This is a genomic window from Methanosarcina sp., from assembly GCF_028693135.1.
In the GTDB taxonomy this organism is placed as follows: domain Archaea; phylum Halobacteriota; class Methanosarcinia; order Methanosarcinales; family Methanosarcinaceae; genus Methanosarcina.
The window spans coordinates 1-11,702 of the sequence record NZ_JAQUVZ010000075.1 but is presented as its reverse complement, the minus strand read 5'-3'; the positions used below and the strand labels follow the sequence as shown (position 1 = coordinate 11,702).

The 11,702-nt window shown below is 44.2% G+C and carries 10 protein-coding genes; 8 read left to right on the top strand and 2 right to left on the bottom strand.

The window, feature by feature from the left end; all coding sequences use genetic code 11:
* Positions 1–289, bottom strand: a 289-nt coding sequence (locus PHF18_RS17565; RefSeq protein ID WP_300104964.1) for a nucleoside 2-deoxyribosyltransferase, incomplete at its 3' end; no start/stop codon positions are given.
* Positions 290–887: 598 nt separating this feature from the next.
* Here PHF18_RS17565 and argC point away from each other — a divergent pair.
* The 8 genes from argC to PHF18_RS17525 all read left to right on the top strand — a co-directional run bounded on the left by argC (position 888) and on the right by PHF18_RS17525 (position 11,052).
* Positions 888–1,901, top strand: a complete 1,014-nt coding sequence (gene argC / locus PHF18_RS17560; RefSeq protein ID WP_300104963.1) for an N-acetyl-gamma-glutamyl-phosphate reductase — start codon at positions 888–890, stop codon at positions 1,899–1,901.
* 112 nt (positions 1,902–2,013) lie between these two features.
* Positions 2,014–3,249 (top strand): transposase, encoded by a 1,236-nt coding sequence (locus PHF18_RS17555; RefSeq protein WP_300104962.1) that lies wholly within the window; start codon positions 2,014–2,016, stop codon positions 3,247–3,249.
* A gap of 78 nt (positions 3,250–3,327) precedes the next feature.
* Positions 3,328–3,792: a CBS domain-containing protein gene (locus PHF18_RS17550; RefSeq protein ID WP_300104961.1), complete on the top strand. Its 465-nt coding sequence runs from the start codon at positions 3,328–3,330 to the stop codon at positions 3,790–3,792.
* A 17-nt stretch (positions 3,793–3,809) separates the two neighbouring features.
* Positions 3,810–4,997: a bifunctional ornithine acetyltransferase/N-acetylglutamate synthase gene (argJ, locus tag PHF18_RS17545; protein WP_300104960.1), complete on the top strand. Its 1,188-nt coding sequence runs from the start codon at positions 3,810–3,812 to the stop codon at positions 4,995–4,997.
* A 380-nt stretch (positions 4,998–5,377) separates the two neighbouring features.
* Complete coding sequence (pfkC, locus tag PHF18_RS17540) at positions 5,378–6,853, top strand: ADP-specific phosphofructokinase (protein ID WP_300104959.1); 1,476 nt, start codon at positions 5,378–5,380, stop codon at positions 6,851–6,853.
* A 512-nt stretch (positions 6,854–7,365) separates the two neighbouring features.
* Positions 7,366–8,736, top strand: coding sequence for an RNA-guided endonuclease IscB (iscB, locus tag PHF18_RS17535; protein WP_300104957.1), 1,371 nt, complete (start codon positions 7,366–7,368; stop codon positions 8,734–8,736).
* Complete coding sequence (locus PHF18_RS17530) at positions 8,733–10,217, top strand: ADP-dependent glucokinase/phosphofructokinase (RefSeq protein WP_300104956.1); 1,485 nt, start codon at positions 8,733–8,735, stop codon at positions 10,215–10,217. The genes iscB and PHF18_RS17530 overlap by 4 nt, the downstream gene beginning before the upstream one ends.
* Positions 10,204–11,052, top strand: a complete 849-nt coding sequence (locus PHF18_RS17525) for a DNA-3-methyladenine glycosylase (protein WP_300104953.1) — start codon at positions 10,204–10,206, stop codon at positions 11,050–11,052. Before PHF18_RS17530 ends, PHF18_RS17525 begins: the two co-directional genes overlap by 14 nt.
* Before the next feature lie 58 nt (positions 11,053–11,110).
* On the opposite strand, the gene PHF18_RS17520 is transcribed toward PHF18_RS17525, so the two are convergent.
* On the bottom strand, positions 11,111–11,702 hold a 592-nt coding region (locus PHF18_RS17520; protein ID WP_300104952.1), incomplete at its 5' end, for a hypothetical protein.

Genomic DNA, 11,702 nt, shown 5'->3' with positions numbered 1-11,702 from the left:
TTCCTTTTGCATAGGCATAACCTATCTCCCAGGCTGTCCCGGAGTCCACGTCCACACCGTCAAGAATTGCAACAACAAGGTCTGAGGTATCCACACCTTCCACACACTTCCTGAATATACATTCCTGGCTCTGTCTTTCGCGCTCCTGTGCCGCATCTTCTGCGTCTTCCTGGGGCAAAAAAACGGAAAAGCCATTGTTGAGCAGCATATCCTTCAGTTTCCTGTTGTATTCGAGTTCGGCATGCGTGAAGAGTGGGCCTGCAAGGTAAATTATCTTTTTTTTGCTCAAGTTTTTTTCCTCCTGTTCCTCCGGAAGTCAGCACTCAGAAGAATCTTCTTGCAGAAAAGAAGGCTGATAAAGGTAAAATAGTTTACCTTTTACTACAGGCTTTTCATATGTATGTTCTTGATTGAAGCTTATATGAAGCTGATCTTAACCTGCTCCAAATTTTTTTGAACACACTTATTTATATAAAAATTTAAACTGGACTGTATTAATATTAATTGAATGATATTTCTATTCCGGGAGTAATATGGCGGCCAAGAATTCTTCAATAGTGAATGTCTCAACAGAATGAGGAACCGCTCCTGTTATCTGGACGGTAATCTCAATTGCCATTGTTTTCATTCTAACATGCCTGGATTCGTCAGTCGTTTCTGCGGGCTATGCAGATTCCTCACATAAGGGGGTCACCATTAGTAAAATTTCCTGTACATTTTTATAATGAACATTGGTTGAGGCCAAAGGGTAGATGGTTATAGAGCCGGAATGGCTCTTATGAGCCTATTTTTCTCCCCGGTCAACAGTCCTTAAAGCCCTCTCTCTGGTTTTTTTCGATAACAAGCTTAATTATCTTGTATTGACATTACACTGGCAGTGAATACTTATGATTAAGGCAGGAATTATAGGAGCTTCCGGATATGCAGGAGGGGAACTCCTCCGCTTACTGGTAAACCATCCCGATGTCAGTCTTGAGCTGGCAACTTCGCGGGGTCTCGCAGGAAAACCCGTAACAAGCACTCACAGGCACCTTGAAGGTTTTCTGGACTTAAAGTATGAAAATCCGGATCCTGAAGACCTCAGGGAGCGCTGTGATGTTGTTTTTTTAGCGGTGCCTCACGGGACTGCTATGAATTATGTCCCTGAACTGCTCGACGGCAGCACAAAGGTAATCGATCTCAGCGCAGACTACAGGCTTGATATCCCGGTATTTGAAAAAATTTATGGAATGGAGCACAAAGATCCCAGGAAAACAGTGTACGGGTTAGTAGAACTTCACCCTGAAGCTGCAAAGGAAGAGTTTGTGGCAAACCCGGGTTGTTTTCCTACCGGAGCAATCCTTGCAGCAGCCCCTCTCGCGGCAGCAGGGTTACTAGATATTGCAGTCTTTGACTCCAAAACAGGGATTTCAGGGGCCGGGATCTCACCTACGGAAACCTCTCATTATCCGAACCTCGCAGAAAACATTGTCGGTTATAAGCTTACAGCCCACAGGCACAGGGTTGAGATTTTCCAGGAATTGACAAGACTGGACGGAAAGCTCAAGAACATCAACTTTACTCCCCATGTGATCCCGTCTATCAGGGGGATCTTTACAACTGCTCATCTCTTTACAAAAGAGCCTCTTTCGACCGGAGATGTGCAGGGGATTTATGAGGAGTTTTACAGGGGCAAGCCCTTTGTCCGGCTTCCGGGAGGAGTCCCTTCCCTTACTGCGGTCAGGGGCTCTAACTTCTGTGACATAGGTTTTGAAGCAGATAAAGAAAATAACAGGGTTGTAGTGCTCTCAGCAATCGATAACCTTGTAAAAGGAGCGTCAGGGCAGGCTATCCAGAACATGAACCTTATGTTCGGGCTGGCTGAGACTCGCGGGCTCTGGCTGCCTGCGGCAGCGCCGTAAAGGTCGAACAGGCGAGAACATATGGGTATGAAAAATGGTAACAATGGTAACTTATATCATCATTTGATATTATCTATCAATATACTCGTCTAAAAGCTGGAGATTGGCATAAATGGCACTCGTGACAAGGACTGAGCAAATACAATTTAAATCAAATAGTGTTTCAGTCCTGGCTCACGCCTCTAAAAACCTGTTTAATACTGCCAACTACATAATAAGGCAAAGATTCTTTGAAAATGATAAGCTTTACCAGGAAACTGGTGAAAAAGGTGAAGATATCTGGTATAAACAGCTTTACTCAATGCTAAAAAATACAGAACAGTACAGAGCATTGCCAGCACAGACTGCTCAACAGGTACTTAAACTACTGGAAAAAAGCTGGAAATCGTTCTTCAAAGCATTAAAAGTATACGCAAAGTCCCCAGAATTGTTTATGGGACGCCCTAAACCGCCCAAATACAAACACAAAGATGGGAAACACATCCTGGTGTTCACAAACCAGCAGTGCAAAATCGTTAATGGTATACTCAAATTCCCAAAAGTAGTAAACCTGGAATTGAAAACCAGATTAGTTGATGTGGACCTCAGAGAAGTACGGGTAATCCCAAACGCAAATAAGTATACGTGTGAAATCGTGTACGACAAAACAGTTTCTGAGGATGAAATTAACTCCAGTCGGGTTTTAGGAATTGATCCTGGTGTTCGCAACATTGCAACTATCGCAAACAACTTTGGTGTAAAACCAATTGTTGTTAAGGGCAATACTGCAAACAACATTAATCAGTTTTATAACATGGAAAAAGCCAGGATTCAACATGTATACGATCTGGCTAAAATTAAATGGGGTAGTAAATTAGCAAAACTTGACTTCAAACGAAACAATATGATAAAGGATTATTTCCACAAACTTAGCCGTAGAATCGTTAACTACGCTATCCAGAACGATGTCAAATCAATCATAATTGGCAAAAACGAAAACTGGAAGCAAGACGTTAACATGGGACGAAAAAACAACCAGAAATTTGTTCAGCTCCCCCTGGCCAGGTTAATTGAGATGATCCAGTACAAAGCTCAGGAAGTCAACATAGAAGTTGTTCTTCAAGAAGAAAGCCATACATCAAAATGTAGTTTCCTTGATAACGAACCTGTAGAACACAGAGCTAAATATGTCGGCAGACGAATCAAACGGGGTTTATTCAAATCCGCAACTGGGATAATTATCAACGCCGACGTCAACGGAGCTCTGAATATAATCAGGAAAGCAACTCCAAAAGCATTTGCAGACGGAGTGGAGGGTGTAGGGTTACACCCAAAGAGATGTTTGATAACATCTTTTGAAGATATTTGATCACATTTTGATCATTTTTGATAACCTAACTGGTGACGGATTAAAATAAAGAATGGAATTTATCTCTGGGGTAGTCCGATGAAAGTAAAAGATGTCATGAACCCTAACGTTGTCTTCTGTAAACCTGATGATACAATCCGGGAAGCTGCAAAAGTTCTTAAGGTGAACAATATCAGTGGAGCTCCTGTACTTGAGGGCAGAAAGCTTGTAGGGATAGTAAGTGAGGCTGACCTGCTTAAGCTGCTTGTAATGCCCGAAAAAGGAAATCTCTGGCTTCCAAGCCCTTTTGAAGTCATAGAGGTCCCTATAAGGGAACTCCTTAGCTGGGAAGATACTAAAAAAATGCTTTCCGATGTTGGCTCTACAAAGGTTGAAGAGATGATGACAAAGGATGTACGCACAATCTCTTCCGAAGCCTCTGTTGAAGAAGCCTCCGAACTTATGATCAGGCACAGGATCAACAGGCTTCCGGTAATGGAAAATAATCATGTGGTAGGAATTGTCACGCGTGGAGATATTATTGAAGGCCTTGCAAAGCTTTGATTGAAAGGAGGGTTTTCGTGAAGCAAATCGAGGGTGGAATATGTGCAGTAAGGGGCGTATCTGCAAACGGGATAAAACCCGGAAAAATGGGAATTGCGGTCATCCGCGCGGAAGGCCCTGCAGCAGGTGTTTTTACAAAGAATAAGGTAATTGCAGCTCCGGTTATTCTGAGCAAAGAACTTATCGAAACCGAGCAGAGGCTTTCGGCTGTAATTGCAAATAGCGGGAATGCCAATGCTTTTACAGGCGACGACGGGTTTCTGGATGCTATGGAAATGGCTTCAATGCTCGCTGAAAAGCTTGACCTCGCCCCTGATACCGTTGCCGTTGCCTCAACAGGGGTGATTGGCAGAAGGCTTGACATTTCCTGGATCCGGGAACATCTCCCTGAAGTCCTTGATGGGCTTGGCAGCTCCCCTGAATGCAGCCGGGCAGCTGCAAAGGCGATTATGACCACCGATAAAGCTTTAAAAGAGGTGGCTGTGGAACTCGACTGCGGAGTCCGGATAGGGGCAATTGCAAAAGGTTCGGGCATGATCGAGCCCAATATGGGGACCATGCTCTGCTTTGCATATACCGATGCAAAAGTGCCCGCAGATGTCCTGGATGCGGCTCTCAGGAGAGCTGTTGATAAAACCTTCAACATGGTTGTCGTCGACGGAGATACAAGCACGAATGATATGGTACTTTTCACCTCCACCTGTAAGTCCGGGGTCAAGCCCTGTATGGAGTGCCTCGACGAGTTTGAGGAAGGGCTGATTTACGTGTTTACGGACCTCGCAAAAAAGATGGCGAGGGATGGGGAAGGAGCCACGAAACTTATCGAAGCCAGGGTCACAGGTGCAAAAACTTATGAAGACGCCAGGCTTGCTGCAAAAGCTATTGTACGCTCACCTCTGGTCAAATCCGCAATCTTCGGGAAGGACCCAAATTGGGGCAGGGTTGTGGCTGCTGCCGGATATTCGGGCGCCGAACTTGAGCAGGAAAGGCTTTCCCTATCTTTCTCAGGAGGGGAAGAAGAAGTCGAACTTGTGAAGTCCGGAGAAATTTCCAGGGCTTCAGATCTTGCACTCCTGAAAAAAATAATGGCAAATGAGGAAATTATCATCACCCTTGACTTTGGAATGGGAAAGGAGTCCGCAACTGCCTGGGGCTGCGATCTGACTTATGATTATGTAAGGATTAATGCAGAATATACAACATGATCTCAAATTGATGTTGACTATACAGCACGATCTTAAATTGATGCAGACTATACAACCTGATCTTAAATTGATGCAGACTATACAACCTGATCTTAAATTGATGCAGACTATACAGCGTGATTTCGAATTCAGATCAACCTGACCAGATCAACCTGACCAGATCAGTCTGGCCTGACCTCAGGTCTGCAATCTACACAAAGTTAAATAAAATAAGCGTAAAATAGGAAATAGGGTGAATATAAAGCAGGATAACCCCGGGTACTCAAAAACCCGGATTTATTTTGATTTATTTTCTTTTATTTTGATTTATTTTCCTATTCAAGGTCAATTAAATTTCTTAATTCCGGATACTTTATTTTATTCCCAGGGGGTTTACGTAAGTGGACATAGAAGAATGGGAACAGCGCCATAAAGAAGCGTTTTACGATGCAAAAGAAGCCCTTCCTTATCTGGACGGGATGTTTGTAGCTTATAACAGCAATATCGATGCTATCAGACACCTGACTGAAGAAGACCTGCCAAAAATTGTCGGGCTTTTTGATGAGGCTGAAGTCCAGGACAGGGTTGCGGTATACCCGAGAGAGATCGCAGAACCTCTGGACTTTGTTGCCCGCCTGCTCATTTCCATGCGGGAAGGGAAAGCCGCAGAAGTGCCTGCATATACCACAGATACCCATGAGTGGCTGAAGGAGCACCTGGGTTTTGACTATGCCCGCATGGGCGGCCAGGCAGGGATTATTTCAAATCTCCTTGCCAGGTTAGAGCTGAAAAAGGTGGTGGCTTATGTTCCCTGGCTTTCTGAGGAGCAGGCAGAATACTTTGCAGCTACGGGCAATATCCTGCACCCGATGGTGGAAAACGGAAACGTCTTCCTGAAGCCTCCGAGAGAGGCCTTCAAGCCCGAGATCGGTTCAAAGGTTAACTGGATATTTGAATATTCCAAAGACCTGAAAGTGACCTGCGCCGGGAGCACCTTCAAGGTACCTAGAGATAACCGCCTGATTATCTCCTCCCGCCCCAAATGGCTTCGCTTGGACATGGATAAGCAGATTTACGATCATCTTGATATTCTCCTTCCGATTGACGGGGCAATGCTTTCCGGGTATCAGATGATAAAAGAAGAATACGAGGACGGGTCCACCTATAAAGATTACGTCGAACATTCCGTAAAGGTTATTGAAAAGCTAAAGTCCCTGAACCCTGAACTCCGCATTCATGTAGAACTTACCTCCATCCAGAACCGACTTATAAGAAAAGCTATCCTTACGGAAATTGTTGCCAGGCATGTGCACTCCCTGGGACTTGACACCGTGGAGGTGGCAAATGCCCTGAACGTGCTGGGATATGAGGAACTATCATATTCCGTTATCAAGAAAGGAGAAAACGGGATTATGTCCCTCTACCAGGGGGCTGTCCAGCTCATGAAGGACCTGGATCTTGAGAGAGTCCATGTACATTCTCTTGGCTTTTACATCTGCATCCTGGCAAAAGGCCATCCTCTGACCCTTAAAGAACACAGGGATTCCCTGCTCTTTTCCTCGGTTCTGGCAGCTGCCCAGGCCCTCAATGGAAAAATTGAAAACCTCACGGAAGCCGAAGCCGGGCTGGAAGTGCCTGTCTCAGCTACGGGGTTAGAGGATCTCGAAAACTTCCAGCTTTACTGCACAGGGAGAAAGCTCTGCACTTCGGATGAGTTTGAATACGGATATATCTACGGGCCGGACCATGATGCTATTCTCATCCCTTCCAAGGTAGTAGACAGGCCTAAAGCTACAGTAGGAATAGGCGATACGATTTCAGCAGGAGCTTTTGTTGCCATGCTTGCAAGGATAAAACAGAAACAGGCAGGGAAATAAGCTCTAAAAATAAATTCTCTAAAAATAAATTCTCTTAAATAAGCCTCATGGGGCAGATTTTCTGTCTGCCTCGCCTTGTAATGAATCGAAAAATTCCAAATCTGAATGCCTGAAAAAGAGGCTGCCTTTCCATTTGAATCTACAGGAATCGATTAGGTCAATTACCCCTGAGCTAAACAGGCTGTCCGACAATTCAATTTAAGGGCAAAAACATGCAAAAAATAAGGCATATAAAGCCTTTTAATCGAAAAAGATGAATTTTGAATATTATTGATAGTAATTGTCGGACAGTCTGTAAAGACTCAGGGGCTTGTCTAACAAGCCCTGGTTGACCAGATCACCGATTCGGAGCAACGGATAATCGGTAAACGATAGGAAAGAAATAGTTACCCTTGAATGTCGCCTCAGTTTAAGGCTCTAAGGATGCCGGTTAAACAGTCCTGAGAGGTAGGGACAGTGCTTGCATCGTTAAACCTTTCCATATCAGATCGAGAGGAGGACGGATTCCGGAATTGACTGGTTCCAGCTACGCTGTAACACTCCAACTTCACGAAGTTGAAGTCCATAATTCGGATACGCATAACTCTTCGGAGGAAAACTATATGTTAGTTTTCGTAATTAATCAAAACAAAAAACCACTAATGCCCTGTAAACCTTCAAAAGCCAGAAAACTACTTCAAGCAGGCAAGGCAAAAGTTGTTAGAAATACGCCATTCACCATCAAGTTACTTTTCGGAAGCAGTGGCTATACTCAACCTGTAACTGCAGGGATGGATACCGGCTCTAAGGTAGTGGGCTGTGCAGCCATTGCTAACGGAAAAGTGTTGTATCAGTCCGAAATCTACCTGAGAGAAAACGTTTCGAAAAAGATGGAACAACGGAAGATGTACCGGAGAACCAGAAGAGGGCGAAAAACAAGGTACAGACCCTCAAGATTTGATAACCGGGGAAATTCAACAAAAGAAGGAAGATTGGCTCCTTCTATCCGAAGCAAACTTGAAGCTCATTTCCGGGAAAAGATGTTTTTGGAATCCCTGCTTCCTGTAACCGGGTGGAAGGTAGAACTTGCTTCCTTTGATATTCACAAAATAACAAATCCAAAGGTTTCCGGTATCGGATATCAGGAAGGGGACCTTAAAGGTTTCTACAATATCAAAGCTTACTTTCTGGACAGGGACGGGTACACCTGCCAGCACTGCAGGGGAAAATCAAAGGATTCCAGGCTGCATTGCCATCATATCGTTTTTAGATCAAAACAGGGGACAGATACACCGGAAAACCTGATAACGCTCTGTGAAACCTGTCACAAAGCCCTGCACAATGGAGAATTCAAACTCTCAGGAAGCAGTTCAAAAACAAAACATGCAACTGAAATCGGGATTCTCAAATCCCAAATCCGGAAATCCGGCTGGAATTTTGCAGAGACTTTCGGGTACGAAACAAAGTACAGGAGAGAGCAGATATTGAAGTTGATAAAAACACATTACTTTGATGCTGTTGCTATTTGTTGCAGGGACGATCAGAATGTAGAGGTAGAAGATTCGGTTTTTCTAAAAAGAAACGTTAGCAAGGGGGATTATCAGCAAAGGACAGGAAAAAGATCTGAAAAGAAAATACCTACGGGAAAACTGTTCAACCTGAGAAAATTCGATCTTGTAAAAACAAGTAAGGGAATAGGGTTTGTAAAAGGCAAAAGATCTTCCGGATTCTTTGCTATTTCGGATATGTTTGGAAACAAAATATCAGATAGTGTTAATGTGAAGAAAATTTGTGAACGATTGAGGGCCAGGACAACAACACTAATTCAACAGAGTAGGATGGGGAAGTTGACGCATTCCTCCCCTGAGCTAAAGATTCAGGGGTTTCCTGCTGAGGGTTTATGAACATACTTTGCGGTTATAACGTAAACATAGATTCCGTATACCGGATAAGCGGAGCCGAAATTTCGGAGCTGCTGAGTGCTTTTGAAAGGACTGAAATCCTTGAAAAAATCGAAAAACCTCCCGGAAAAATACTTTCGGAATCTGATTTTGCGGCAGGGCTCGCATATTGTATGAAAAACGGATGCGGAGCCGAATGGCTTGTTTTTGAGCAGGCTGTATTTGAGTTTCTGAAGAACCGTTATTTTGAAAAATCCCTTGTCAGGATGGGCGGAAACGCCGGGATAATGGCAAATGCCCTTTCCGAAATCGGGGCTTCAAGGGTAGTCCCTAATGTTGCAGTTCCTTCGAAGACCCAACTGTCTCTATTTTCTAAAAAAGCAGTATATTTCCCGGATGTTCCTCTGCAAACAGAGAATAAACAGGACGTAGAACCTGGAAATCATATCTCTGCCTCTTTCAGCAACCAGGACCCCATACATTTTGTGTTCGATTTCTCTGAAGGCGAAACCTTTTCCCTTTACGGGACCGAAATCCGGGCTCCGAGGGAAAACCGTTTCATAGCAACCTGCGACCACTTAAATTTCAGGCTCTTCGTTAATCCGGCCTTTGAGAACTATGCCCTGAAGCATGCGGGAGAAATGGATGGGGCACTCATTTCAGGTTTCCATCTCCTGCTAGAAACTTATCCTGATGGCAGCACCTACAAAGAGATCCTTGAGAATTCTTTTGCTCAGCTTAAAGCCTGGAAGGCAGGAAACGAGAAGCTCAGGGTTCACCTGGAATTCGGGCATTTTTCAAGCAGGGAGATTGCAAATTCTGTTTTTCTTAAGTTTGCCGGAATCTCAGACAGCATCGGGATGAACGAGGACGAACTTGCAATGCTTCACAACCTGCATGGAATTCCTGCTGAAGGGATTTTGCGGATGGAAGCCGAAGTTGTAGGAAAGGCAGCCTGTAAACTTGCTTCCCAACATGGGCTTGGGAAACTTTTCATTCACACAAGGGAGTTTGTCCTGGCTGTCTTTAAGCCTGGTAATTCTGGTGTTTCTGGAATTTCCAGGGAGTCAGGGAGTTCTGAAGAGTCTGAGATTTCTGATGGTTCCGGGATTTCAGGAAAATGGGACGACAAAGAAAGCCCTGCCCTGTTAAAAGCAGCCGGTAAAAATCTTGAATCCATGAGCTTCGGGCTCAGGTGTGCAGGAGCATATGCGGCTTCAGGCAGGCTCGAAGGGCGGGAATTTGTCGAAAAAGAGGCTTCCAAACTTCATGAAAGCCTTTTTGGAAGGAAACAGCTTACGCTTTTCCTTGAAGCATTTGGTGGAAAAACCTGCGGGCATGGTGCCTTTGCTTTAATGGAAGGTTACCTGATCTGCATACTTCCTACGCTGCTTTCCAAATCTCCAATCACTACTGTGGGGCTCGGGGACACTCTAACTGCAGGGGCTTTTCTAAGGGGGCTTGAACTGGATGTACAGACTTAAACCCGTAATTTTTAACCTTGACTATACGCTCGACTGTGGGCAGGTCTTCCGCTGGAAAAAGGAAGGAGACTGGTGGACAGGTGTTGTAGGAGACCATGTTATCCGGCTTTCCCAGGAGAAAGACAGTGGAGAACTGCTGGTCGATTCCAAACTTCCATCCGAATTTTTCTCTCATTATTTCCGTCTGGATGACAATCTGCCTTCAATCTATGAAAGCATAAACAAAGACCTATTGATAAACAGGGCGATCAACGAGTACAGAGGCCTGCGCCTGATCAGGCAGAACCCCTGGGAATGCCTGATTTCTTACATGCTCGCAACAGCCTCAAGCATCCCCACAATTCAGAAAAGGATCTTCCTTCTCAGCCAGATTTTTGGGCAGGAACTCGAAGAAGGCTATTTCAGTTTTCCTGATCCTATGGCCCTTGCAGACGCAGACCTCGCCATGCTTGAAAAATGCAAGCTGGGCTTCAGGACCGAGCGCATAAAAGAGGCAGCAAGAGAAGTGGCTTCAGGCGAGCTTGAACTTAACGTCCTCTACCGTCTGGAGTACAGGTATGCGCGGGAACGCCTTATGAGGATTCGGGGGATCGGGGAAAAGGTTGCTGACTGTGTCCTCCTTTTCGCCTTTGAGAAAATGGAAGCCTTTCCCGTAGATACCCACATCAGGCAGATCATCCAGCATTATCATGTTGATGACAGTTACTTTGAAACCTGCACAAACCTGAGTTGTATGGGGGACTGGGGACGGGAGTATTTCGGTCATTATTGCGGGTATGCCCAGCAGTACCTCTTTTACCAGAAAAGGATGGAGGGGCTTGTTTCTCTTTATTAAATTCTATTTTAGTGGTGATCTTGGTGGATTGGAAGTAAAATCAGAAAAGACAGAAAATTCAGGTCAACTTTTCAAGGATTTCATCGTTGTCATTTAGAAGCAGATATCCTTTGACCTTCTTAGCTAACCTTTCCGGTAACTTGGATAATTTATCTATCGTTTTTCCCCTTATTCGTTCCAGATCTTCTTTTAGTTCTGTGTATGAGATTTCCTGTAGGGGGATAGTAATAGTATGCTGAACTCCAGAGCCAGCAAGCTGAAAACCAGTTGAAATAACAATTTCTTCGCTAATTCCATGTCTTGAAATGAATATTAATGCATCAACTTTCTTATTAACAGAACTCAGGTTTTCATCAATTCTGTTTAAACAACTAATCATGTCCAGTTGATAGGAAAATTTACTTAAAACATCATTAATGAGAGGAATTTTATCTTCAATTGAGTACTCTTCACGTACCGTTTTAAGTAATTCACACGCCTCACCTTTTTGGCCTTCTGGTAACTTAGAACACATTGCACTAAGTTTATTACTATGGGAGCGCAGAGGGTCACGAATACCCTGACCTTTAGGTCGGGGATGAAGTGAACCCTCGCTGGCTGTTTTGTATTCGCTTAAACTGTATAAATCATCGTTTTTTTGTAAAATAAGG